At 36.3% G+C, this 24373-nt stretch carries 25 protein-coding genes; 7 read left to right on the top strand and 18 right to left on the bottom strand.

The annotated features are described in order from the left end of the window. Positions 1 to 10: 10 nt before the first annotated feature. The gene (locus tag MKL38_RS02755) at positions 11 to 973 is read right to left on the bottom strand and encodes a thiamine pyrophosphate-dependent dehydrogenase E1 component subunit alpha (RefSeq protein WP_004642729.1); all 963 of its coding nucleotides are present in this window, start codon (positions 971 to 973) and stop codon (positions 11 to 13) included. Positions 974 to 1334: 361 nt separating this feature from the next. Between MKL38_RS02755 and lipA the strand changes: the two genes are divergently transcribed. After that, positions 1335 to 2321 carry a lipoyl synthase gene (gene lipA / locus MKL38_RS02750; protein WP_270902407.1) on the top strand — a complete coding sequence of 329 codons (987 nt, stop codon included), beginning with the start codon at positions 1335 to 1337 and terminating at the stop codon, positions 2319 to 2321. A 156-nt stretch (positions 2322 to 2477) separates the two neighbouring features. After that, complete coding sequence (locus MKL38_RS02745) at positions 2478 to 3617, top strand: transcriptional regulator (RefSeq protein ID WP_270902406.1); 1140 nt, start codon at positions 2478 to 2480, stop codon at positions 3615 to 3617. A gap of 48 nt (positions 3618 to 3665) precedes the next feature. Here the strand turns inward: MKL38_RS02745 and MKL38_RS02740 are convergent, their stop codons facing one another. Beyond that, positions 3666 to 4418: a TenA family transcriptional regulator gene (locus MKL38_RS02740; protein WP_270902405.1), complete on the bottom strand. Its 753-nt coding sequence runs from the start codon at positions 4416 to 4418 to the stop codon at positions 3666 to 3668. 319 nt (positions 4419 to 4737) lie between these two features. Between MKL38_RS02740 and MKL38_RS02735 the strand changes: the two genes are divergently transcribed. Beyond that, positions 4738 to 5967 (top strand): GGDEF domain-containing protein, encoded by a 1230-nt coding sequence (locus tag MKL38_RS02735; RefSeq protein WP_005040918.1) that lies wholly within the window; start codon positions 4738 to 4740, stop codon positions 5965 to 5967. 303 nt (positions 5968 to 6270) lie between these two features. Here MKL38_RS02735 and MKL38_RS02730 read toward each other — a convergent pair whose 3' ends face one another. The 8 genes from MKL38_RS02730 to MKL38_RS02695 all read right to left on the bottom strand — a co-directional run bounded on the left by MKL38_RS02730 (position 6271) and on the right by MKL38_RS02695 (position 13674). Then, positions 6271 to 6996, bottom strand: coding sequence for a hypothetical protein (locus MKL38_RS02730; protein ID WP_004642725.1), 726 nt, complete (start codon positions 6994 to 6996; stop codon positions 6271 to 6273). 332 nt (positions 6997 to 7328) lie between these two features. Further along, a complete protein-coding gene (aroC, locus tag MKL38_RS02725; protein WP_003651625.1) occupies positions 7329 to 8420 on the bottom strand; it encodes a chorismate synthase in 1092 nt (363 codons plus the stop codon). 12 nt (positions 8421 to 8432) lie between these two features. Further along, a complete protein-coding gene (prmB, locus tag MKL38_RS02720; RefSeq protein ID WP_003651622.1) occupies positions 8433 to 9437 on the bottom strand; it encodes a 50S ribosomal protein L3 N(5)-glutamine methyltransferase in 1005 nt (334 codons plus the stop codon). A 226-nt stretch (positions 9438 to 9663) separates the two neighbouring features. Beyond that, complete coding sequence (gene trpB / locus MKL38_RS02715) at positions 9664 to 10869, bottom strand: tryptophan synthase subunit beta (RefSeq protein WP_270902404.1); 1206 nt, start codon at positions 10867 to 10869, stop codon at positions 9664 to 9666. 36 nt (positions 10870 to 10905) lie between these two features. Beyond that, entirely contained in the window at positions 10906 to 12093 is a 1188-nt protein-coding gene (locus MKL38_RS02710; RefSeq protein WP_270902403.1) for a vWA domain-containing protein, read from the bottom strand. Positions 12094 to 12108: 15 nt separating this feature from the next. Next, positions 12109 to 12960 (bottom strand): AAA family ATPase, encoded by an 852-nt coding sequence (locus MKL38_RS02705; protein WP_004642719.1) that lies wholly within the window; start codon positions 12958 to 12960, stop codon positions 12109 to 12111. A 29-nt stretch (positions 12961 to 12989) separates the two neighbouring features. Next, a complete protein-coding gene (locus MKL38_RS02700; protein WP_003651617.1) occupies positions 12990 to 13376 on the bottom strand; it encodes a hypothetical protein in 387 nt (128 codons plus the stop codon). Beyond that, positions 13369 to 13674, bottom strand: a complete 306-nt coding sequence (locus tag MKL38_RS02695) for a YcgL domain-containing protein (RefSeq protein WP_003651616.1) — start codon at positions 13672 to 13674, stop codon at positions 13369 to 13371. Before MKL38_RS02695 ends, MKL38_RS02700 begins: the two co-directional genes overlap by 8 nt. A 471-nt stretch (positions 13675 to 14145) precedes the next feature. Between MKL38_RS02695 and MKL38_RS02690 the strand changes: the two genes are divergently transcribed. Then, positions 14146 to 14310, top strand: coding sequence for a hypothetical protein (locus MKL38_RS02690; protein WP_002113596.1), 165 nt, complete (start codon positions 14146 to 14148; stop codon positions 14308 to 14310). Positions 14311 to 14378: 68 nt separating this feature from the next. On the opposite strand, the gene MKL38_RS02685 is transcribed toward MKL38_RS02690, so the two are convergent. The 3 genes from MKL38_RS02685 to MKL38_RS02675 all read right to left on the bottom strand — a co-directional run bounded on the left by MKL38_RS02685 (position 14379) and on the right by MKL38_RS02675 (position 16087). Beyond that, complete coding sequence (locus tag MKL38_RS02685) at positions 14379 to 14714, bottom strand: hypothetical protein (RefSeq protein WP_270902402.1); 336 nt, start codon at positions 14712 to 14714, stop codon at positions 14379 to 14381. Between the two features lie 158 nt (positions 14715 to 14872). After that, complete coding sequence (locus MKL38_RS02680) at positions 14873 to 15139, bottom strand: hypothetical protein (RefSeq protein ID WP_004642715.1); 267 nt, start codon at positions 15137 to 15139, stop codon at positions 14873 to 14875. A gap of 96 nt (positions 15140 to 15235) precedes the next feature. Beyond that, positions 15236 to 16087, bottom strand: coding sequence for a LysR family transcriptional regulator (locus MKL38_RS02675; protein ID WP_270902401.1), 852 nt, complete (start codon positions 16085 to 16087; stop codon positions 15236 to 15238). A 118-nt stretch (positions 16088 to 16205) separates the two neighbouring features. Between MKL38_RS02675 and MKL38_RS02670 the strand changes: the two genes are divergently transcribed. Continuing rightward, a complete protein-coding gene (locus tag MKL38_RS02670; RefSeq protein WP_270902400.1) occupies positions 16206 to 16889 on the top strand; it encodes an FMN-dependent NADH-azoreductase in 684 nt (227 codons plus the stop codon). Between the two features lie 463 nt (positions 16890 to 17352). Here MKL38_RS02670 and MKL38_RS02665 read toward each other — a convergent pair whose 3' ends face one another. From MKL38_RS02665 to MKL38_RS02645, 5 genes are all read right to left on the bottom strand, one after another. Further along, positions 17353 to 18477: a ribonuclease D gene (locus tag MKL38_RS02665; protein ID WP_004642712.1), complete on the bottom strand. Its 1125-nt coding sequence runs from the start codon at positions 18475 to 18477 to the stop codon at positions 17353 to 17355. Between the two features lie 327 nt (positions 18478 to 18804). Next, a complete protein-coding gene (gene recR, locus MKL38_RS02660) occupies positions 18805 to 19401 on the bottom strand; it encodes a recombination mediator RecR (protein WP_017390620.1) in 597 nt (198 codons plus the stop codon). Positions 19402 to 19410: 9 nt separating this feature from the next. Continuing rightward, positions 19411 to 19740, bottom strand: a complete 330-nt coding sequence (locus tag MKL38_RS02655) for a YbaB/EbfC family nucleoid-associated protein (protein ID WP_004642711.1) — start codon at positions 19738 to 19740, stop codon at positions 19411 to 19413. Between the two features lie 281 nt (positions 19741 to 20021). Then, positions 20022 to 20255: a hypothetical protein gene (locus MKL38_RS02650; protein WP_005040939.1), complete on the bottom strand. Its 234-nt coding sequence runs from the start codon at positions 20253 to 20255 to the stop codon at positions 20022 to 20024. A gap of 194 nt (positions 20256 to 20449) precedes the next feature. Beyond that, positions 20450 to 21637, bottom strand: coding sequence for an O-succinylhomoserine sulfhydrylase (locus tag MKL38_RS02645; RefSeq protein WP_198078583.1), 1188 nt, complete (start codon positions 21635 to 21637; stop codon positions 20450 to 20452). Positions 21638 to 21772: 135 nt separating this feature from the next. On the opposite strand from MKL38_RS02645, the gene MKL38_RS02640 reads away from it, so the two are divergent. Continuing rightward, on the top strand, positions 21773 to 22858 hold the full coding sequence (locus MKL38_RS02640) for an alpha/beta fold hydrolase (protein ID WP_270902399.1): 1086 nt from the start codon (positions 21773 to 21775) through the stop codon (positions 22856 to 22858). A gap of 10 nt (positions 22859 to 22868) precedes the next feature. Next, entirely contained in the window at positions 22869 to 23741 is an 873-nt protein-coding gene (locus MKL38_RS02635; RefSeq protein WP_270902398.1) for an NAD(P)-dependent oxidoreductase, read from the top strand. The last annotated feature ends 632 nt before the right edge of the window (positions 23742 to 24373 follow it).

Raw genomic sequence — 24373 nt, 5'->3', positions numbered from 1 at the left:
TACTATTCCTTTAGTAAGAGACATAGACGTCGGTAAGGAGTTGTTCTGGTTTTGGATATGCCGCAGCACGAGCTTTAGCAACTGCATCATCAACGTTTGCCTTAGACACTGCATCAATCTCGTCTAATTTAGCTTCATCAATTTTGCCTTTAACTTTTTCTCGGAAAATTTTCAAAGGGTCTTTATTTTCTTTAACAAAGTCGACTTCTTCTTTTGAGCGAATGAGCCCTGGATCACCTTCAAAATGTCCATAAAAACGGTTAGTAATCGTTTCAATAACACTTGGCCCCTCACCACGGCGTGCACGTTCAATGGCAGTTTGAGCCGCCTCATATACAGCAAAGAAATCGGTACCATCGACCTTAACTGCTGGCAAACCAAAACCTGCCGCACGCCCAGCAATGTCTTTACTACCTACCGCGTAGTCATGACCTGTACCCTCACCAAACCCGTTATTCTCAAAGACAAAAATCACAGGAAGTTTAAGTACGACAGCCATGTTCATCGCTTCAAAGGTAAGCCCCTGATTTGAACCGCCATCACCTGTAAAAGAAAGCCCCACACCGCCTGTCTTTAAGGTTTTAGCTGTTAGCGCAGCACCAATTGCCAAAGGAGGTCCACCACCCACAATCCCGTTGGCGCCAAGCATGCCTTTGTCTAAATCGGCAATATGCATAGAGCCGCCTTTTCCTCGGCACAGGCCATCATCTTTACCGAAAATTTCCAGCATCATGCCGTGAATGTCACAGCCTTTTGCAATACAGTGTCCATGGCCACGATGGGTTGAAGTGATGTAGTCTTTATCTGTTAAATTCTCACAAATACCGACTGCTACAGCCTCTTCACCACTATATAAGTGAATAAAGCCGGGAATATCACCATTGGTATTTTCTTCGTGAAGTCGATCTTCAAATTCACGAATATCACGCATGCTTTTATATGCTGCGAGTAATTGCTCTTCCGTTAATTGCATATCCTTTTCCTTTATTATCTTGATTTTAAAAATCAACCAAGTTTCAAGCGAAAATACTAATTCGCTATAAATACTTAAACTTAAATTCAATAATTGATCTATTAGACTAAAAAGTTTTTATTTAAAATATTTTCAATTAAATTATTAATTTCAAAAACTTAATGACCCAAAATAAATTTAAAAAAATTTTATAATTTTCATTAGCTTGCAAAACAAACCTTTAACCAACCTTTGTTGTTTTATAATACTTGCCACACCCTGTGTTTATAATTAATTGTGACTTATTAAGGAAATTTAAATTAGTCTTTAAATTAAATAGGCAGGAGTTTAAGTAAGTTTTAAATAAAATGGAATTATTAATATGGATTTTAAAAGACAAGTGGAAACTGGTATTAAATTACGGGGAGCTGATAAAGTCGCCCGTATTCCAATTAAGGTTTTACCAACAGAAGAGCTGCCAACTAAACCTGAGTGGATTAGAGCAAAAATTACAGATTTTGAAGAAATTAAACGTATAAAAAACCTTTTACGTCAGCAAAAATTACATAGCGTTTGCGAAGAAGCGGTATGTCCAAATTTACCGGAATGCTTTGGTGGCGGTACAGCAACGTTTATGATTATGGGTGATATCTGCACCAGACGTTGCCCTTTTTGTGATGTCGCTCATGGTCGTCCAAAACCCCTAGACGAAGATGAACCTAAACATTTGGCCGAAACAGTAGCAAACTTAAACTTAAAATATGTAGTGATTACCTCTGTAGACCGTGATGATCTACATGATGGTGGCGCTGCTCATTTTGTAAAGTGCATTGAAGAGATCAGAAAACGCTGCCCAGAAACTTTAATTGAAATTTTGGTACCCGATTTTCGCGGTCGTTTAGAGACAGCTCTTTCAACTTTGAGCTTATCTCCTCCCGATGTCTTTAATCACAATATTGAAACTGTTCCGCGTTTATATAAAGCAATGCGCCCAGGCTCAGACTATCAACACTCATTGGAACTACTAAAACGCTTTAAAGCATATTGTCCCGATATCAAAACCAAATCTGGTTTAATGGTTGGATTAGGAGAAATTGAAGCAGAAGTACTTGCCCTACTGAACGATTTAAAAGATTATCAGGTAGACCTTATTACCATTGGACAGTACTTACAGCCTTCAAAATCACATGCACCCATTCATCGTTTTGTAAGTTTACAAGAATTTGAAAGATATACGCGACATGGCAAACGGTTAGGTTTTAAAAATATCTGGAGTGCCCCTATGGTCCGTTCCAGTTATTTTGCTGATCGACAATATTTTGGAGAAGACGTACCAAAACCTTTTAGTCGAAAAGATGTCTTATCTTAAAGATCATGTAATTAACAAAACTTATCCAATAGGCTAATGGTCAAGACTTATAAAAGTATTTAAGGTAAGGAGATAACGAGGAAATAGTCACAATAAAAAAGTTATAACGGTTGAACGGCTACGGATACGCCATTTCAATGATAAAGGAATTTCGATATGGATATGTCAGAACAATTATCATCGCCTTTTATAGATACTACGCCGTCTTTGTTTCGGTCAGAAAAGTCATCTCATTCTCAATATTTAGGAAAAAAGCCATCACTTGACCTTGAAGCAGCACCTATATTTGACCTAACCGAAGAATGGGAACATTCATTATTCGGACGTTCGATTCACGAGTGTCACCGAAACTTAATGCACATTGCCGAAGATGCCGATATGGCAATTGGTGTGACCGACCCACATGGCACTCTACTTTGGACATGGAGCAGTCATCCTATGCGTTCTTCGGCAGAGCAAGTTCATTTTGTTGAAGGCGGTCAATGGTCTACTCAGGCAGTAGGACAAAATGCAATTGGTTTAGCATTAAATACTCATTCAGCTAACTGCGTTTACTCACACGAAAACCAAATGAATAGTGTAAGAGATTGGGTCTGCTATGCAGCGCCGATTACCGATGCAAACACAGGCCAGTTTTATGGGATTATGAATTTATCGACTAAATATCAAAAGCATAACTCGTTAGGTCTTTTAGCCGTTGAGAGATGTGCGGACATTGTTAAACAAGCAATTCAGCTTCACCAAAAAAATATTTTATATATTAAGGCCTTTGGAACTCCAAAAGTTCAATATAACCAACGCAGCCTTACTTTAACTCAACGTCAAATTGAGATTCTGTGCATTCTGACACTGTGCCCTGAAGGTATTAATCTTGAAGAATTACACTATGCGTTATATGGTGATCGGCCTGTAAGTACGACCACTTTAAAAGCAGAACTATCTCAACTCAGAAACTTAATTCCCGATGTGATCGAGTCTCGCCCTTACAGACTTAACTGTGAAATTCAATGTGATTTTTTAATGGCAGAACAAGCATTAAATTTAGGCTTTACATCGACAACACTAACGCTCTATAGAGGTAGTTTTTTAGCTAAATCGGAAAGCCCATTTTTATGTGCTTGGAGAGATTGTTTCGATGCCCGTTTAAGTCACGTAATCTATCAGATTGAAGATGTTGATCAATTATTACGAGTGGTAAGCCGTGTTCCTGACCGTGTAGATGCTGTTGAGCGTTTGCTTGAATTATTACCCGAAGAAACGCCTTATCGAACTAAGCTTTTAAAACTACTCGAATAAAATAAAAGGGAGAATATCCATACGATATTCTCCCTTTTCAAGGTGACATCAAGCAGAGGCTTGAAGCTGTACCTTATAGCAATCGTCTAAGGCTAATTCATAATATCGCAGCCCTTCTTCCGCAGCATGAAAAGCTTTTTGCTGCCAGTCGGGACGATCATTACATAACCGCTTAATCAGCTCCATGGCTTCATAAGGATGAAGATCATCATAGTGAGCATGCGCACGCAACCAAGCTAAAGAACGTTTATCAATCGTTACTTCAGGATGATCAGTATAGGTATGAATACCCTTATAGACCTGAATCGACCAATCCCCAGTTGCCCACTCAATTGCCAGATTTGTTGCAGCAAGGCACTCTGCTAAATTACCACGATGACTCATATTCCATAAGAAATGGTTCACCGCATTCATCGCAGCTGGCGGTCGTACATGATCAAGCTCATCAACAGTTAAGCCAAAACCTCCAGCCCAGTCGCGATACCATTTTAAGTGTCGCTCTTCTACCTTAATATTCTGGATTAACCAATTTCGTGCTTCTGTAACCCCAGGTTCAGAAAACCCCGTTGCTTTGCCTAACGCCCCTGCCATATATGACGGGAAATGCGCGACTAATGGATAGAAATTAAGTAAAGCATAACGGAAACTATCTAGGCTCAATCCCCCATTGGCCATTTCCGAAAAAAACGGATGTTTACTCACCCGTTCTTTCGCTGGTAGCAGGTCATCCCAGAACTGCTGTGACCATCCATTATGCGGTGTAATTTCTAAATGCATTCCATATTGATTTAGAGCAGTCATTGCTAATTTTCCTATTTATATGACAGCAATCATCTGTATTTCACGGTATAAGTCTATCCGAAAATGATAAAGATACAATCGTTAATCGACCATTTGTAACTTTTTTCGATGGATTGTGAATCTTTAGATAATTGTTACGCTAATCATTGAAATGTCGTGATTTTTATCACATTTAACTTAGATAAAAATCATTACTTTTTTAAAAAAACTGTATTATTATTTTGAATAAATCACACATTATATAATCAATATTTTTAGATGGAACTTTACTAAAATAAGTCTCATTTTATGACAACTTCCAATATAGTGAGCATTAATTATGAAGTTGCAGGGTTCCAATATATTGGGACAGGAACAAATAGATTTATTAACCACACGAGGATTAAATTTCGTATGGTTTCCAAAGCAGCTTGAAACGATTTATCGTTTTCAATACCAAAATGGTGCTGCCTATGAGTTCCGCTATAGAGCGCCTATTATTTTAATATTATATATATTTTTAAGCTTTGGTATATATCAAGTTTTACCAACTGAGCAAGTTTTACCCTGGTTTAGCTATTATTCTTGGGTAGGTATAATCATTCTTATCGCGTGGATTTTATCATTTATTAAAAAATTAAATCAGTATTTTGATTATTATGTAGGAGTCGGTTCAGCTTTAGCTGTTGCGATCACTTTTATTTTAATCAACGTCATTGAGAATGGCCAAGATAATGTTCTTTTTCATGCAGCAATGATGTATGCGATTGTGATTATCTATGGTGCGGTAGGTATGCGCTTTTATACCGCCATATTTGCTGGATGGATGGGCGGCCTTGTTGGAATTTTGGCAAGTAATTACTTAAATGGGGTGATCGACTGGACCTTCTTGAACCGGACTTACACCTTCAGTAGTTTTTTAGGAATGACCCTTGCCTATGCAACTGACCGTCAACATAGAGAAAACTATTTACAAAACTGCATGATTGAGCTGAATCGTATTGAACTGATGCAGCAAGCACAGCAATTATCTTTACTTTCACAACAAGACGCACTCACCGGTTTAGCCAATCGACGCTATCTAGATGAAACACTTGATAATGAATGGCGCCGTGCTTTACGACATGAAATGCCCCTAACCATCATGATGGTCGATATCGACTATTTTAAAGCATACAACGACACTTTAGGACATCTAAAGGGAGATGAATGCTTAAAAGAAATCGCAATTGCTATTTCTTCTATTGCTGCACGCAGTGGTGATTTAGTTGCTCGTTATGGCGGCGAAGAATTTTTACTCTTATTCCCAATGACAAATGCTCAGCAAGCCTTGATCCAAGTTGAACGTTTAATGAATGCTATTGATAAAATTGCAATTAAACACCCCTGTAGTGATGTTTCACCACAAGTCACTATTAGCGTTGGAGTGGCAACCACCATTCCACGTCTAAACGATTCAATTTCTGCTTTTGTAGCTCGTGCTGACCATGCTTTGTATAAAGCAAAAACCAATGGGCGTAATCAATATAAGATTGCTGTAAACGAAGAACAAATTGTAGATTTAACTTAAAAAGTCAGACTTCTATTCAAAATGACTTTTGACTAATTATTATCTCTCTTAGCTTCTTTTATAGCTCCTTTTCCAATTAAAATGACTCCAAATAAACAATTAGCTTTTCCATCCGTGGCAAAGCTAAAATGTAATTTAGAAACAGTACGTACGAAAACCTCTTTTATTTAAATTTAAACCATCCGTTAAAAATAACTTATATAAACTTAATAAATTTAGCGACTTTCAATACATCAACATCCTGTTTTTAGATAATGAAAATAATAGATTCAGATAATCTAATATAGAAAAAATTCCATTTCATTAGAGCTCACCTTTCAACCTCTTCCAAAATTTAATTAAAAAATAAAATAGTGAATTTTGTTCTATTCTTTGCGGTACTGTGGAGATAGCTTCAGTTGAAAATGGTAAAATTGAAACAATATTCTCATGTATTGTTTCATAATTTGGATACGCTTCTTTTTTTATTATTTCTATAATTTTTTGTATTTCATCAATAGATAAATTCAAAAATCTCTTAATTTCTTGGGCTGTTTTTGACTCAATAGATAATAAGGCACAAACTCTAGTGACATTAACAATCTGCTCGGCATGAATGTTTTTAAAGTTTGGATAACAGACAAGCTTATAAAGAATTTTTGTCTCTAAATGATCTTTAGACACTATATTCTCGTTATTTATTATACGTTCTTGATGACTTGTTTTAAAATATTCATTCTTCTCAATATCTTGTAAAATATTGAGAAGTTCCTGATATCTTATTGGTCTCTTCAAACCATACTGATAGCCCTTTAAAAGCTCAGGATTATTACTTAATACGATCTTAATTTTTTTTGGAATAAGAATATTAGTATAACCACTATCTAAATCAATAATATGTATATCAGGATTGTCTTCACTATATATCCAATTCCCCACAAGATGAGATGACAAAGATAAGTCATGAATAACTTTTATCATTGCCTCTAAATTTTTAGGCAATAGCCTATCCTTTGACATACAGCCAATTCTATATGTACACTGATTCATTGATATTTCCCCAATTTCAATGATGACTTTGAAAATTCTTTGTTTAAAGTAATAAAAATTTAAATATGTAATAAACTTATATAAAAGCAATTTGAGTAAATTAACTTTCAGTGATAAATATAGATATCGGGTGCAGTAAAAATTAACAAGATTTAATTGCCAAGTTCTACAGATGAATATACTCAAAAATAATTCGCAGAATATTATATTTATATAAATATTATAAGACAAGAAAATAATTTAAAATTTAATCAAACTTAATGTAATAAAAATTTAAAACCCCATATTTAATTTAAATATGGGGTTTTATTTACTTTAGTCAAAAATTATGACTATGGTTCGATTGGAGCAAATGGTGGAATAACATCTGCATTTTGTGCGCGATGGCGTAAGAAATGATCCATCAAAACAATTGCTAACATTGCTTCAGCAATTGGAGTTGCTCGAACACCTACACAAGGATCATGACGACCTTTAGTCAACACATCTGTATCTTCACGATTTAAATTAATCGTTTTACCTAGTGTCGTAATGCTTGCTGTTGGTTTTAGTGCAATAGCAACTCGAATGGTCTGACCACTTGAGATACCGCCCAAAATACCACCTGCATGATTCGCTAAAAAGCCATTACTGGTCATTTCATCACGTGTTTCATGACCAAACTGTCCAGCAACTGCAAAGCCATCACCAATTTCAACACCTTTAACCGCATTAATACTCATCATCGCGTGAGCAATATCAGCATCTAAACGGTCAAAAACAGGTTCGCCCCAACCCACAGGAACTTTTTCAGCTAAAATTTCTAGCTTTGCGCCGCAGCTTGTTCCTTGTTCACGCAAAGAAGTCACCAAAGCTTCAAAACGCGAAACAGCGTCTACATCACCACAGAAAAATGGATTATTTGCAACTTCATTCCAATCCAGTTTTTCGGCAACTTCATTACCAATTTGTGTCACATGACCACGAATCAAAACGCCAAATTTTTCTGCTAAATATTTTTTAGCAATTGCACCTGCTGCAACACGCATAGCAGTTTCACGAGCACTTGAACGGCCACCGCCACGATAGTCACGGAAACCGTATTTTTGCGTATATGTATAGTCGGCATGGCCAGGTCTAAAAGTTTGGGCAATATTGCCATAATCTTTCGATTTTTGGTCAGTATTACGAATCAATAAACCGATTGGTGTACCAGTGGTTTTACCCTCAAATACACCTGAAATAATTTCAACTTGATCAGGCTCTTTGCGTTGAGTCGCAAATTTTGATGTACCCGGCTTACGACGGTCTAGATCTTTTTGTAGATCTTCTTCGGTTAACGCAAGGCCCGGTGGCACACCATCAACAATTGCCATTAAGCCAACGCCATGAGACTCACCACAAGTAGTTACACGAAAGAGTTGTCCAATACTATTCCCTGCCATATGCCCAACTCCTTATATTTGCTCTTCAAATAGTTTTCTATAACGGCGACATTGTTCAGCAGTCAAAGCAAAAATACCTGAACCACCTTTTTGGAAAGTGAGCCAGTTGAAATCAATCGTATTAAAGTTCTGACGCATTGACCATTCAGAATTACCTACTTCAATGACAATGAGGCCATCTTCAGTTAAGTAATCTGCCGCTTGTGCAAGCATTTTACGAACTAAGTCTAAACCATCTTGGCCTGCTGCCAATGCAAGTTCAGGTTCATGTAAAAATTCTTCTGGTAAGTCGGCCATATCTTCAGCATCAACGTATGGTGGATTACTTACAATCAAATCATACTGATTTTCAGCTGGAATCTTGGCGAATAGATCCGACTCAAGCAATGCAACTTGATATTGCTTATTGTGGTGCTCAGTATTAATTGAAGCAACTTCTAAAGCTTCTTTAGAGATGTCAGTTGCATCTATTTCAGCGTCTGGATAAGCATAAGCCAAAGCGACTGCAATACATCCAGAACCTGTACACATATCTAAAATACGGTGCGGAGTTTTAGGCTTTGCATTTTCTGGCAAATTATTGAGAGCTTCGCGCATTTGACCATTTTCATCTAAACAATATGGTGCAAAACGTTGCTCAATTAATTCTGCAATTGGTGAACGTGGAATCAATACACGCTCATCTACATAGAATGGTTTATTAAAGAAATAAGCAAGGTTTAATAAATAAGATGTTGGAATACGATCATTGATACGGCGTTCCAATAAGCTTAAAAATTCTGCTTTCTCGCTTGGTAATAACTTCGCATCTAGAATTTCTGCGTCTGCTGACCATTCAAGAGATAAGGTTTGTAAAACTAATGCAGAACTTTCTGCAAAATAATCTTCAGTACCTTGTCCTAAATGTGCATCATGTTGACGTAATGCTGATACCCCAAAACGAATAAAATCTCGAATTGTTGATAAATTTTCAGCCGCTTCCTGTAAATTTTCAGGGCTAATCGTCGGTCGCTCCACTTAGGCGTCTCCAAAGGCAAATTTTGCAAAGTGACTATTCTACTGAGTGAGGTACAGCAAAGCAACGCTTTGCCTTGTGAACCGGAGTTTTACACGCCTATCTCGAACAATCACACGTTAAAATCAGAATACTTTGTTTTAATTATAAAATGATGAACTTTAATTTAGATATTCAAAATAAAAAGCGGCCCTTAAATGATGGACCGCTTTTATAGTTTAATGGGTTTTAAAGCTTAAGTTTTTCAGCGACATAATCAGAATCTTTATCTCCACGCCCAGATAGATTCACTACAATCATGGTTTCTTCCGCTAATTCGGGAGCTTCACGAATTGCCCATGCGACAGCATGTGAACTTTCAAGCGCAGGAACAATACCTTCAACACGAGATAGTGTCATAAAAGCATCTAAGCACTCTTGGTCAGTTGCAGTGCTATATTCAACACGACCTAAATCTTTTAAAAAACTGTGTTGTGGGCCAACACCTGGGTAGTCAAGTCCTGAAGCAATAGAATGTACCGGTAAAGGCTCACCGTCCTCATTTTCAAGGACATAACAGGCCATACCATGAATTTGACTTGGCTTACCTAAAGTTAGTGTTGCCGAATGCATATTGGTGTCTAAACCATGTCCAGCCGGTTCAACTCCTACCAGCTTTACATCGGGATCATTTAAGAATGCAGTAAATGCGCCTATTGCATTTGAACCGCCGCCGACGCATGCCACAACATAATCCGGATTTTTTCCAAAACGATGATGTGTTTGTTCTTTAATTTCTGTACCAATAATCGATTGAAAATCACGAACCATTTTAGGGAATGGATGTGGACCCACGACGGAACCAATCGCATATATAAAGTTTTTTGGATCTTTTAAATATTCTTCAAATGCACTATCTACAGCATCTTTTAATGTTGCTGTACCACGTGTTACTGCGACCAAATGAGCACCCAAAATTTTCATTTTGACGACATTTGGATGTTCTTTTTCAATATCTACTTGCCCCATATGAATTTCACATGGAATCCCAACTAAAGCGCAAGCTGTTGCCAAAGCAACCCCATGCTGACCAGCACCCGTTTCAGCTATTACTTTCTTTTTGCCCATATACTTGGCAAGTAAAGCTTCACCTAAACAGTGATTGATTTTATGTGCGCCCGTATGATTTAAGTCTTCGCGCTTTAAATAAATTTGTGCACCGCCTAACTGTTCAGAAAGACGCTTCGCATGAAATAAAGGACTTGGACGGCCTACATAATTCGTAAATAGATCTGCCAATTCATTTTTAAATTCAGGGGTATGGCGAATCTCTTCATAAGCAACATTAATTTCATCCATTGCCTCTTTTAAATGTGGAGGAATGAACTGTCCGCCATATTCACCAAAAAATCCTTGTTCATTCGGCAAAGCAATACCGTTAATTTGATGTTGCATGTCATCTCTCTTTTTAAATTATTAAAGTTATTAAGCTTATCGAGAAAGGTAGCGAGTCATATCTTCAATGCCCTTTAGCGTCATTGGATACATATGATTTTCAAAAATTTCTTTAATCCAGCCAATGGTTTGAGTGTAATGCCAATACCCTTCAGTTTCAGGATTCAACCAAGCTGTTTTATCAAAATGTTGACGTAAGCGGCGCAACCACACCTCACCAGTCTCATCATTCATATATTCAACCGAGCCACCCACAGATTTCAGCTCATACGGTGCCATACTGGCATCCCCCACTACAATTACACGATAGTCGCGTCCATAAGTGTGAAAGAGATCCCATGTATTCATGCGGGTTGCTGTTCTTCGGTAGTTATCCTTCCAAACATAGTCATAGAGACAATTATGGAAATAAAAGTACTCAAGTGTCTTAAACTCAGTTTTAGCGGCATTAAAGAGTTTCTCGCATTGGGCAATATGAGCGTCCATAGAACCGCCTACATCGAACAACATAAGCACTTTTATTCGATTTCGACGCTCTGGTACCATTTGAACATCAAGAATACCTTGCTTGGCTGTTTCACGGATTGTACCATCAATATCCAACTCTTCAGCTGCACCTTGACGCGCAAATTTACGCAAACGGCGCAAAGCAATTTGCATCTGACGAGTACCAAGAACTTGGTCGTCATCTAGATTTTGATATTTACGCTGTTCCCATACTTTTACCGCCGAACGTTTACGCCCCGGCCCACCAATCCGTACTCCCTCAGGATGATCACCAAAAGCCCCAAAAGGTGAAGTACCACCTGTACCCACCATGCGGTTGCCGCCTTGGTGTTTCTTATGCTGTTCGCGTAACCGCTCTTCCAGCATTTTCATCAGTTCTTCTAAGGAACCTGCTTTTTGGAGTTCTGCTCTTTGCTCAGGAGTTAAATGTTTTTCTAGAAGCTCTAAATCGAACCAGTCTTTTGGTAGTTTATGAACTTGCTTAAGTAACTCATCCAGATCAAAGGTTTCGATACCGTCAAAGTAGTCTTTTATGGCACGGTCAAACTTGTCAAAAAAGCGTTCATCTTTAACTAAAATAGTTTTAGCAAGTTGATAGAATTCTTCTTGATCGGCAAAAACTAAACCTTCACTTACAGCACGGTTTAAGTCAATAAGCTCACGAGTTGTAACTGGAACACCGTATTTACGTAGGGTGTAAAATAACCTCACAAACATGGGTTATTCCCTCCTTTAACGTCGAGACATGAAAGCCAAACGTTCGAGGAGTTGCACATCCTGCTCGTTTTTGATGAGAGCACCATATAACGGTGGAATAGCTTTAGATGTATCTCGATTACGCAATACATCTTCAGGCATATCATCTGCCATGAGCAAGCTTAACCAATCAATTAACTCAGATGTTGATGGTGGTTTCTTTAAATTAGGAATTTCACGTAATTTAAAGAAAACCTGTAAAGCTTCGTTGACGAGTGTTGCAGAAATATTCGGGAAGTGAACATCGATAATTTCTCGCATGGTCACTTCATCTGGAAACTCAATGTAATGAAAGAAACAACGACGCAAGAAAGCATCTGGTAACTCTTTTTCATTATTCGATGTAATAATTACAATTGGGCGTTGTGTTGCCGTAATGGTTTCACTTGTTTCATAAACATAAAAAGACATTTTATCGAGTTCATGCAACAAGTCATTTGGAAACTCAATATCGGCTTTGTCAATTTCATCAATTAACAAGACACAACGCTCTTCACTGGTGAAAGCTTCCCACAATTTGCCGGGTTTAATATAGTTCTTGATATCGTAAACACGGTCATCACCTAACTGGCTGTCTCGTAAACGAGAAACAGCATCATATTCATACAACCCTTGCTGTGCTTTGGTTGTCGATTTGATATGCCAAGTAATGAGTTTTAAGCCCAAACTTTCTGCTACTTGTTCGGCAAGTAAAGTTTTACCCGTACCAGGTTCACCTTTAACAAGTAAAGGCTTTTGTAAAGCACGGGCTGCTTTTACAGCGAGCTTAAGACTGTCAGTCGCGATATATTGATCTGTACCGGTAAAATGTTGGGTATCAGCAGACATGTGAAGACCTTATTTTTCTATTTCAATGGTTAGATGGAACGCATGCTTTTGTTTGTTGAATATTTTGACCAACAATAGCCAATAACCAAACCTAGACCAACTACAAACAGAATTAAAGATAAATTTGACCAGATTAGAGGGCTATCTTTGGTTAAAACACCAAAAAGTAGTCCAAAAATAGCTGGTGCTACCGATGCATTCGGACCTTCAGACACTGTTGGTGTGACTAAAATAGCAAATACAATAAGCCAGCTAATCGCACCAAAAGTTGTAGGAAGACGGCGCATTAATCGCCACCAACACCACAAAGCAATAATAGCGCCTATTCCATAAGCTGTTAAAGCAATAGCATCTTCAGGAATAAAATCCAAAAAAGAGAATAATTGATTCATTATTCCAGTTTGATTTTCACGCACCACGTAAGCCCTCTGGTTCAACCGCATTCGGGTTAATTAACCCTTCTGGTGGCATCTGAATAAAGAAACCTTTTGTTTGTAATGAGTCTAAAACATGTAAAACATTAGCACGCGCCAATTTACGTGTTGGAGCTAACTCTAAATGCATGACAAACGTTGCACGGCCAAACGCTTGTAAAACAGCTTCAGGAACATTTTCAAACGGATCAGCTTGTTCCGCATCGTCAGGATAGTTTGGACGAGCAATATAAATGTACATTTCATCTTTTTTGCTCGATCTATAAATATCACAGTGCATTTCAAATCAACTCTTGAACTAAGGACAGCATACATGAAAAAAAACGACTCACCCACGCAGGTTTGTTTACGCATCAGTCGTTTTTTTAATTCTTGGGAAATATTAACCCACAACGTTGATTAAGGTCGATAATAACTTTGTTCTAGACAAAAGCCAGCTTTCATAAAAAATAAGTAAATATATGATTTAAAACATTAAATATAATTATTCATTTTAATAAAATAAAAACAATTTTAGAAAAAAATAAGAAATCGTTCGTTACTAAGTACTTTTTGTGATCTGTTTTTAATAGTTTTACCCTTTAATACTATGAAATTTATCATATTAAAATTAGCTATTACCTTTTTAAATTCACATTTAAGTAAAACTTCTAACCACTTAATAAACATTAGCAGACATTACTTAACTGGTTTAAATTCTCCATATGTTTCAATAATAAGTATCTTAATAATAGATGTGGAGGATGAACTTATGCCTCGTGGCGATAAAACAGCTTACACAGCAAAGCAAAAACGTCAGGCTAAACATATTGTTGAGAGTGAAGTAGACAGAGGCCATTCTCAAGAAGAAGCTGAACGAATCGCATGGTCTACCGTCAATAAACAAGATGGCGGCGGTAAGAAAAAGTCCCACTAATACAAACTTTAAATACTTCTTTAGCTCAAGCTAAAGAAGTATTTTTTACCAGTACAAATTAATGGTGTTTAGAAAACTCGAGAACTCTTTATATAGTTATCAGTTACTTGATTTAAGGCATTCAAAATAGCACTATCATCTTGGCTTAATAAAGCTTCATTGAGGCATTCCATGTAACCTATGAGCGTAGTCTTAGAAACGTTGGCAAATTCAGTTGTGACTGCTTCATCTTCATATAAAATCACGTAGCTACGTGCAAAACCATAGATCAAATAGACTGCTGCTTTTTCTTTTGTATTTTTAGATTCTTTAAGAGACTGTTCACAAGCATTTTTTAAATCTTTAAATGCATCTGTACCAGTAGATTGATTTTTGAAAGATAAAAGTATTGTTTGGAAGTTCATATCCATATTCCACTCAAAAAGTAAAGCTACAGAAGATGGTAGAACCTGTCAAATAAAATCATGATTAACATACGTTTAAATGTAAATAAATTTATCTTCTTTTTTAATACAATATAAAAGACCGCCTTTAAAAGAGCGGTCTAACAAAAAATCGATATTTAAAAGCTTATTTCTATCGTTATGGTAGTACCAGAGTGTTCAATATTGGTTGATACATTGAAGCCTCTTCCCCTAAGTTCCTCTTCTACTTGTGTGAGGTGATCAGGACTTACAGCATCAATCGGAAACAGGAAAGTTGCTTTTCGCTTCCCTGCTTTAGAATCAGTTTCAGTGCCTGTTAAAATTTTTTCCAGCATGGCCTCTTGATTGATTTTAAAATTTTTAGCATTTTGACGCGCTTGTTCAGCACTAAAGTTATTAAGCATATTTATCTCTCTAATTATTAATTTATCTAATTTTATAGCATAAAAAGCTTATATAGTTTTGGTGTTGTGTAGTTAATTCCAATCAGAAATATAAGCTTATTGATTAAATAATCTTTCTATCCATTCAATAAATTTTCTGGCATTTCTATTTTTAAAATCTTCTTTATTTGGGATGTAATAGCACAGCTCAGATTGAACTGATTTAGTCTTAAGAGGTTGTATAAGATTCGCTTTAATAAATCTCTGGGCAAGTGTAGAAGAACAAAATACGAATCCATTGGCCGCTAATGCCTCATGTATTCCAAAAATTTCCTGATCAAACTTCTTAATTGTTATTTGCGTTCGGTCCCATCCATTCAGCTCAAGCCAAGTCTCTAGTGGTGGATTTGGTAAGGCTTTATTTTTCCATTCTGTAGTAAATAGCGTTATTGGCTCAGTCGTATATTTGGAAAGATCAAGTTTAGATGCACCAAATACATTAAAAGACTCATATTTAAGAATATCGTTAGAAGGTACTAAAGATACATCACCATATCGAATAGGTAATGTATATAAGTGACTTTCTAAAGCTTCCCCTGTAGAAAATTCAACTGAGATATCAGGATGTAATTGATAAAATTCATTTATTGAAGGAATTAACAACATTGCTGCCAATGAGGATGTGGTAGCTACTCTGAGTGTATTTCCATTTACTGTTATTTCATCTAATGCATCTTCAATTTTACGAAATCCTTCAGAAATCGCTACTGCTAGCCTATCACCTGTGGTTGTAAGCGTTATTTTTCTTACCTGTCGATGAAATAAATCAACATTCAACCTGCTTTCAAGATTGGCAATATGATGTGAAATTGCAGTCGGTGTTAGCGAAAGCTCTTCAGCAGCCAATTTAAAACTGCCTAGTCGGGCAGCTGATTCAAATGCCCTAAGTGCTTGCAATGAGACTTGCATACTTTCTCCTGAATCGCAGCTATAGATGATTTAAAATCATCTATAGCTGTAATTTTCTCGTTTGTCTACTTCTCATTTAAAACTCAGAATAAATTAACTCCTAACCCTTATGGAATTTATGATGAGCAAAATGTTACATATAGATGCCAGCGTACGAGCTGCAATTAACCCCAATCCAAATCATAATTCTATTTCAAAAAATATTGCCAGCCGATTGGTCAGTTTATGGAAAAATAAAAGGCCTATGGATGAGTATATTTATCGGGACGTAGGAATGAATCCGCCTCCATTTATTACTCAGGACTGGATTGATGCTGTATTCACACCTGAAAATAAAAGAACACAAACTCAATGCGATGTCTTATCAATATCAGATCAGTTAATAGCGGAGGTTTCGAGTTCAGATATCATTCTAATTTCTTCTCCTATGTACAATTACGGTATGCCTGCTCAACTCAAAGCATGGTTTGACCAAATTATTCGAATTAATAAGACATTTGATTTTGACCTTGCTCGAGGAGACTTCCCTTTACAACCTCTTTTATCTGGAAAAATTTTAATCATTATCACATCTAGTGGAGAGTTTGGTTTTGAGAAAGATGGAATTCGTCACGACATGAATCATCTTGTACCTCACCTGCGTACACTCAGTAAATATTTAGGTGTAGAGAAAATTTATGAAATTGCCTCAGAATATCAAGAGTTTGGAGATGAACGACATATAAAGTCATTAGAAAATGCTTTTCAAAAAGCTGAAGAACTTGTAGCTGAACTTGCTGGTTCATTCACAAAAAATCCGTAGAATATTAATAGTTAATTTTTAAAACCTAATAACCTACTGACATTTTAACTGAGCTATATCATTAAAAAATAAAAAGCCGACCCAATTGGGTCGGCTTTCTTATTTCTGCACTGAAACAAACTTATAGTTATATATTATTCATATTGAAATTGTTTTTATTGTCTCCAAGAATATACAGACCTGTATGTTTAATCAATTGAATTTTTCTCATTGAATCGGTTAATTTAATTCATTATCACTTTTACAAATTAAAACCCATTCAATTCATCACTTTACTAGCTTTTAAAATAAGTTAATTATTTAATATAACTAATATAATTATTCACTTTATTAACTATTGATGTTAAATATCTATTATTTTATATAAAAACTACTCAATTTAAACTTTAAGCCATTCACGATCCTTAATTAAAAAAAGCTCATCACGAAGATAAGCCTTTTAAATTTTAACTATCAACTCATTTTAAATTGATAGACTTTCTTTTTCTTCTTGAAATAAATGAATTAATGGTTGAGTTAACAACTCATAACGCCAACCCAAAAGATAATCAGGTAAATCTTGTTCATCCCCTTGAGAAAGAACATGTTGATGAATTGCATTTAGCCATTTTTTTCTCAGTAATACTTCTTTAGGAATAGAAGTTTCACTTATTGCATGGGCAAGTACCATATCCATTTTATTTAAAGTTTCTTTAGATGTTACTTTAAAAGGTTTGGCAATTCTTGTTGGCCATTCACTTTCATTAGGTAAATCTTTAAGTAATTCTAGAATCGTTTTTCCATATTCACGAACTACATTTGGGCGAATATCTTTAACTTGCGAGAGTTGAAAACTATTACGTGGATTCTTTTCAACCATATCAATCATGGTTGAGTTTCTAAGAATAAAACTGCGTGGCTGATTCGTCGCTTTAACAATGTAATCACGCCATTCACTTAAATTTTGCAATTGCATCAATTGACGGCGCGAATGACGATAATTACCAACATCGGTATAGAGTAACTCTTTAGGCGTTTCACTAATAATTTCTTTAGTTAAACTACTACAATCTTCAAGAACATAGTCATAAAGCCCTTTCTGCTTAAGTTGTTCTTGAATATGATGAGCTAACTTCATTATATATAGAACATCATTGGCTGCATAACAGAGTTGCTGAGGCGATAAAGGCCGAGCCAACCAATCAGATCTTGTTTGATCTTTTTCAATGTCAATATCGAGACAAAGCTTTAAAGCGCCTTGATAACTCACTTGTAGTCCGTGACCTAAGAAAGAAAGACCTACTTGAGTATCAAACACATTAAGCAAATCTTCTTGATCAGCGTAATGATAGATTAAATCGATGTCTTCCCCACATGCATGAAAAATGTTCTGCTGTGCGAGAAATATTTTTTTCCAAAACTGACTTAGATCTAATGAAACACCATCCAACAGATAGACATTACCATTTACATTGACTTGGCATACCCCAAGTTTAGGCCAGAGTGTGTCAACCTTAATAAATTCTGTATCAAGTCCATATATCGAACATTGATCCATTTTTTGAAGAACATCAACCAATTCGGTTTGCTGTTGGATAAACTGAAACATGCTTTCTCAAGTAAATGCAAAGAGTGCTTAGAACTCTGGTATATATAACATAGAAGTAGGAAATTACCACTTAAACCTTTATGAATACTCTATTTTTGAACAATTTTTCAAAAATAGATAATTTTTTGATCTTTTATTTATACTTTTAAAGTTAACTCCAAATACTCATTCTTTAAAATCTCTAAGATCTTTTTCATTCTTATGGCTTTCATATTTTATTTAAACGATTTTTTCTAATTAAAGACAAAATAATATTTGCCTTTAATAGCTAAATTAATAAATTTAATTCAATTTTATATCGCATCAATGAAATAAGCATCGGAATGCTTATTTCATTCTCATACGGTTATGAACTGCCTGACTTAAGGTATGGCTATCTACATACTCAAGTTCACCACCTTGCGGTACACCTTGAGCAATACGCGTCATGTGTATAGGTAAGTGCTTAGTCGCCTCTACCAAATAATGAGCGGTTGCCTGTCCCTCTACAGTCGCATTAGTTGCCAAAATCACTTCTTCAATAGTGCCTTGACTTAAGCGCTGAATTAGATAAGGAATACCAATTTCTTCTGGGCCAATACCATCCAAAGGAGAAAGATGTCCCCCTAAAACATGGTATTTACCTCGAAAACTACCACTTTGCTCAATCGCCATGACATCTGCTGGTGATTCAACTACACACAATAATTGATCCTCTCGCTCAGTTGAGGCACAAATATCACAAATCTCATTTTCAGTTAGAGAATGGCAAACGCTGCACTCATGAATATAACTTGAAGCTTCATGTAAAGCATGAGCTAATGCGAACGCACCTTCTCGATTTTTCATCAAAAGATGTAATGCCATACGTTGAGCCGATTTCGGACCAACGCTAGGCAATATACGTAAAGCTTGAACGAGTTGTTCAAATCTATCACTAAACACAGAACTTCCTTAGAACATGCCCGCTAAGCCAGGTGGCAAGCCCATACCAGAATTCGCTTTTTGCATTTTTTCTTCTGAAATAACTTCTGCTTGACGCACAGCATCATTTACCGCTGCAGCAATCAAATCTTCAATCATATCTGGTTCATCTTGAAGTAATTCAGGGTTAATTTCGATACGTTTTACAAGATAGCGACCATTCATGGTTACTTTAACCAAACCACCACCAGCTTCTGCTTGGACTTCAGTTTGGGCAAGCTCTTCTTTCGCCTTTTTTATATTTGTTTCCATATCTTTTTGCATGCGCTGCGCTTGCTGCATGAGCATATTGATATTCATAACTTTACTCCGTATCTCTATCAAATCTTTAAAGTATTATTGGTTATCTGGTAATACTTTATAAAAACTTAATCTCATTGAACCAACCCTTGTGATTAAAATCCATACAGATTAGTGCATTGAACTCAAATTAATCCTTAATTCTGACACAATAGACTAATGTTTTCTATCAGTATCTCTCGCTCTATTTCACATAGCTACATGAGTAACATGCTCATATTTAGGTACACTTCCTAAATATTTAGATGACATATGTTAAAGTCTTATAAAAACTCATAGCACTATTGAGATGCCTGTAGACCTTTATCAATTGTTTTATATTCGCTTAAGGGAACTTTCTTAAAGGAGGTATTTGCTTCTTGAATAGATTTATCTGCTTCTTGAACCGACTTCTCTGCATTGTTAATCAATAAGGTTGTTTCATTTACTGGGTTCTGATTCGGTTTGGTCAGCAATTTGTATCCAACTACCCCGATTACCCCCACCACAACGACAATAGCAATAGGCTTAAGCATTTTAAAACTCGCATTTCTTTTAATTAAATTTAAAGACTTTATACCTTGTGCTCTTAGCTCTCATTTAAACAAAAATGTAGGTTTTTTATTGCAATTCTGAAATTTTGGTAACATTTAAATATAAAAAACCATCTCGATTAAAGAGATGGTTTGATAAACAAAATAACCAAAGAGTGTTATTTCGATAGAAATAATTAGATCAGATCCAGACCACGTGAGATATCACGGATAATATCATTAATATCTTCTAAGCCTACCGATACACGTATTAGACCCTCTTGAATGCCTGCCGCAGCTTTTGCTTCAGCAGAAAGTTTGCCATGTGTGGTCGTTGCAGGATGTGTAATTGTTGACTTCACATCACCTAGGTTACCAGTAATAGAAATAAACTTGGTATTATCAATAACTTTCCAAGCGCCTTCACGTTCGCCTTTAACTACGAAAGAAACGATCCCGCCAAAACCATTTTGCTGTTTGGCAGCAAGCTCATGGCCTTCATGAGTTGGCAAACCAGCGTAGTAAACTTTTTCTACTTTTTCATGAGTAGATAACCATTCTGCAAGAATTTGAGCACTTTCACAGTGTGCTTTCATACGCAAACGTAAAGTCTCTAAGCCTTTTAAGAAAACCCATGCATTAAATGGACTCATTGATGGTCCCAGCGTACGGACAACACCAAAAACTTCTTCTAATAACTGATGATTACCGACAACAGCACCACCTAATGCGCGCCCTTGCCCATCTAAATATTTAGTCGCCGAGTAAATTACAAGGTCTGCCCCAAACTTTAATGGTTGCTGTAAAACAGGCGTACAGAAACTGTTATCAACCGCAAGTAATGCACCATTCGCATGGGCAATATCTGCAAGCGCTTGAATATCTGCGATCTCAGCTAAAGGATTAGACGGTGACTCAACAAATAAAAGTTTAGTTTCTGGACGTACTGCCTTTTTCCAATCGTCTAAATCACATAAATCGACAAATGTAATATCTACACCAAACTTGGCAATATATTTTTCAAATAAGGCAACAACTGAACCAAAAACTGCTCTTGAGCAAATAACATGATCACCCGCTTTGAGATATGCCATAGTAACTGACAAAATCGCGCCCATTCCAGAGCTTGTCGCAACAGCACGTTCAGCACCATCTAAAGCTGCTAAACGTTTTTCGAACATCGATACAGTCGGATTGGTAAAACGAGAATAGATATTTCCTTGAACTTGACCAGAAAATTTTGCTGCAGCTTCTTCTGCATTTTCATATACAAAAGATGATGTCAAAAAAATCGGTTCACCATGTTCACCTTCAAAACTACGAGTATGTCCGGTACGAATGGCTAAGGTATCAAGTTGGTATTCTAAATCATCAGACTGGTTCATTAAATGTTCGCCTTTACTGGTCATGTACTAAAAACTATCATCATTTTGAGTGTCTAATGTATTTAAGGTCAAGGTAAACCTTAAAATTATCGCTTAGACTTTATTCAATCTTTAGTAAATAGTTGGTAAAGCAAGATGAAACGCTTAAAGTCCCTTGTCTCTGAACAAAGTCAAATGAAGCATCTTTCTGCCCGACTATTTCACCCAAAAACATTGGTTCTGTCACAAAGCACTCCCTATGAAGTCATTGGCGAGTTCAATCAAACCCGTATTCGCTATTACGCAGCAACACAGAAAAGATTTAAAGAGCCTTTAGTATTTGTTGCCCCACTCGCCATTAATATGGCGATATATGACTTATATCCTTATCGCTCTCTTATTAAATATTTCCAAAATGCTGGTTTCGATGTCTATTTGGTCGATTGGGGAAGTTTAAAGTTTAAAGATAGACATCTTAACTTTTTATCATTTATTGAAGATTTCATTCCTAAAGCGATAGAAATTGTCCGCACTCATTCAGGAAGTGAACAAATCTCACTCCATGGATGGAGTATGGCTGGCATATTCGTCACTTTATATACTGCGCTTAACCAACCTAACTATATTAAAAACCTGATTGTTCTTGGTAGTCCAATAGATAGTTATGCATCTGGCTATATTGGCAAACTCTACCGAAACATGAATCATCTTATTGGTCGTAACAAAAAAATTCAGAACCGTATTTATTCTGGATTGCCAAAACGCCTGATTCATAGTCCCGGAATTTTAAATTCATTAGGCTTTAAAATTCTTGATCCTAAAGGCTGGTTTGATGGGCATGTTCAATTGCTAAAAAATCTTGATGACCTGCAATTTGTACAAGAGCATGCAACCTTAAGTAGCTTTTTAAATAATATGATTGATTACCCAGGTGGGATTAATCAGGACATGTTGTTTAATGTCTGGCTACAAAATCCATTAAAACGTGGCTTTATTCAATTAAAAGATAAGAAAATCGAATTAAAAAATATAGATTGCTCTCTCTTAGTTGGCGCGGGTCGTAGTGATCAGTTGGTGACTGCTGATGCTGCTTCTCCATTAAGTCAATTGACAAGCAGCCAAGATGTCACGTTTACTCTCATCCCCGGCGGTCATTTAGGCCTAATGTCGAGTCAGGCCAGTGCTCTGGAGTTTTGGCCACAACTGGCAAAATGGCTGACCGAACGTTCAACACAAATTTAAGGACAAGGTCATGAGTCAATCTGTTGCATTTATTGGTTTGGGTGCAATGGGCTACCGTATGGCAGCACATTTACCGAAACACTTCGATACTGTCTATGTATGGAATCGAAATTTCGAAAAAGCCAAACAACATGCAATAGTATATGGCACAAAGGCTGTCCCACTAGAGCAAGCGGTACAAGCAGATATTATCTTTTCATGTTTACCGACAAGCAGTGACGTAGAAGCACTTATTAATAATGTACAAATTAAATCTGGGGCAATCTGGATAGATTGTACAAGTGGAGTCCCTGACTCTGCCCGCGCATTAGCAAGCTCATTAAAACAATTGAATGTTGATTTTCTTGATGCTCCAGTAAGCGGTCAAACAGTAGGTGCTGAAAATGCAACTTTAACTGTAATGGTCGGTGGTGATGTAGCAGCTTTCGAACGCGCGTTACCGGCACTGCAAGCAGTAGGTAAATTAATTAAACATGTTGGTGAGTCGGGCTCAGGATTTGCCGTAAAAGCCGTTAATAATATATTACTCGCAGTCAACCTTTGGTCTGTTGCAGAAGGCTTCAGTGCACTCAAAGCACATGGGGTAAGTTTGAACGAAGCATTAGAGTGCATTAATGCATCAAGTGGCAAAAGTCTGGTAACAGAGACTATATTCCCGCAACGTGTATTGAGTCGTGAATTTCCAGTGACTTTTGGCTTACCGCTTCTTGCCAAAGACACAGGAATTGCTTTGGATTTAGTCCATCAAGCTAAGCTTCCAGCCCCACTTTTGTCATTAACACAAAGTTTAATTCAGGCTGCTCATTTAACTGCTGAAGACAATAGTGACTTCTCTGCGGCAGTTAAAATGTATGAAACATGGACCAAGATTACATTGGAATAAATTTAATCTTTTAGATGGCAGCTTATTAAAGATGCTTAATTTTAATAAGCTGCATAATTAATATTGAAAAGACTTAAAAAAAAACCCATTTCAATTTTAGAAATGGGTTACAAAAACAAAAAACTATCAAACGCAGCAATTAAGGATCACATAATAGAAGCTAAAACATGTAAAATCAATACATCTTTCAGTTGAATTGTAAACTAAGATCAATTTTGGCTTATTTATATTTTAGATATCAAAAGAAAAAGCCCATTTCCGTCTAAATTAAAATGGGCCCTGTGAATTCCACTTAATCCTAAAATACAAAAATGTGATAATTATCACGCTTTGTATTTTTATAATGTCATTGATATATTTGTTTTTCATTGACCCAATTTCAAACTTAAGCCGTCTATTTAGCAAATGAAAAAGCTATAAAATCTCATCTTTTCCTACAATTTTTTATATATTATCAACCGAACCAGAAGTATATTTTTCTCTCATAAATAACAGTTAAAGTAGATTAAAACGAGAATCAAATTCTGAAAAAATATATATAATTTTTCTTAAGTTTATGTTTTTATTTGATTTTTATAAACAATTGATATATAAAGTTTTTATTTATATTGTGAACAAATTATCAACCAAAA

The organism is Acinetobacter sp. AOR14_HL, from assembly GCF_027855175.1.
In the GTDB taxonomy this organism is placed as follows: Bacteria; Pseudomonadota; Gammaproteobacteria; order Pseudomonadales; family Moraxellaceae; genus Acinetobacter; species Acinetobacter calcoaceticus.
This window is presented reverse-complemented; position numbering and strand designations above follow the sequence as displayed.

Coding starts and splice junctions, on each gene's coding strand:
- trpB (WP_270902404.1), bottom strand. CDS start 10,869: ATGCAACATCAAATTAACGGTATTGCTTTGCCGAATGAACAAGGATTT.
- MKL38_RS02680 (WP_004642715.1), bottom strand. CDS start 15,139: ATGCTTAATAACTTTAGTGCTGAACAAGCGCGTCAAAATGCTAAAAAT.
- MKL38_RS02640 (WP_270902399.1), top strand. CDS start 21,773: ATGAAACGCTTAAAGTCCCTTGTCTCTGAACAAAGTCAAATGAAGCAT.
- MKL38_RS02675 (WP_270902401.1), bottom strand. CDS start 16,087: ATGCAAGTCTCATTGCAAGCACTTAGGGCATTTGAATCAGCTGCCCGA.
- MKL38_RS02755 (WP_004642729.1), bottom strand. CDS start 973: ATGCAATTAACGGAAGAGCAATTACTCGCAGCATATAAAAGCATGCGT.
- MKL38_RS02745 (WP_270902406.1), top strand. CDS start 2,478: ATGGATATGTCAGAACAATTATCATCGCCTTTTATAGATACTACGCCG.
- MKL38_RS02695 (WP_003651616.1), bottom strand. CDS start 13,674: ATGCACTGTGATATTTATAGATCGAGCAAAAAAGATGAAATGTACATT.
- aroC (WP_003651625.1), bottom strand. CDS start 8,420: ATGGCAGGGAATAGTATTGGACAACTCTTTCGTGTAACTACTTGTGGT.
- MKL38_RS02650 (WP_005040939.1), bottom strand. CDS start 20,255: ATGCTTAAGCCTATTGCTATTGTCGTTGTGGTGGGGGTAATCGGGGTA.
- MKL38_RS02655 (WP_004642711.1), bottom strand. CDS start 19,740: ATGAATATCAATATGCTCATGCAGCAAGCGCAGCGCATGCAAAAAGAT.
- MKL38_RS02690 (WP_002113596.1), top strand. CDS start 14,146: ATGCCTCGTGGCGATAAAACAGCTTACACAGCAAAGCAAAAACGTCAG.
- MKL38_RS02730 (WP_004642725.1), bottom strand. CDS start 6,996: ATGAATCAGTGTACATATAGAATTGGCTGTATGTCAAAGGATAGGCTA.
- MKL38_RS02635 (WP_270902398.1), top strand. CDS start 22,869: ATGAGTCAATCTGTTGCATTTATTGGTTTGGGTGCAATGGGCTACCGT.
- MKL38_RS02685 (WP_270902402.1), bottom strand. CDS start 14,714: ATGAACTTCCAAACAATACTTTTATCTTTCAAAAATCAATCTACTGGT.
- MKL38_RS02645 (WP_198078583.1), bottom strand. CDS start 21,637: ATGAACCAGTCTGATGATTTAGAATACCAACTTGATACCTTAGCCATT.
- MKL38_RS02705 (WP_004642719.1), bottom strand. CDS start 12,960: ATGTCTGCTGATACCCAACATTTTACCGGTACAGATCAATATATCGCG.
- MKL38_RS02740 (WP_270902405.1), bottom strand. CDS start 4,418: ATGACTGCTCTAAATCAATATGGAATGCATTTAGAAATTACACCGCAT.
- lipA (WP_270902407.1), top strand. CDS start 1,335: ATGGATTTTAAAAGACAAGTGGAAACTGGTATTAAATTACGGGGAGCT.
- MKL38_RS02665 (WP_004642712.1), bottom strand. CDS start 18,477: ATGTTTCAGTTTATCCAACAGCAAACCGAATTGGTTGATGTTCTTCAA.
- MKL38_RS02710 (WP_270902403.1), bottom strand. CDS start 12,093: ATGTTTGTGAGGTTATTTTACACCCTACGTAAATACGGTGTTCCAGTT.
- MKL38_RS02670 (WP_270902400.1), top strand. CDS start 16,206: ATGATGAGCAAAATGTTACATATAGATGCCAGCGTACGAGCTGCAATT.
- MKL38_RS02735 (WP_005040918.1), top strand. CDS start 4,738: ATGAAGTTGCAGGGTTCCAATATATTGGGACAGGAACAAATAGATTTA.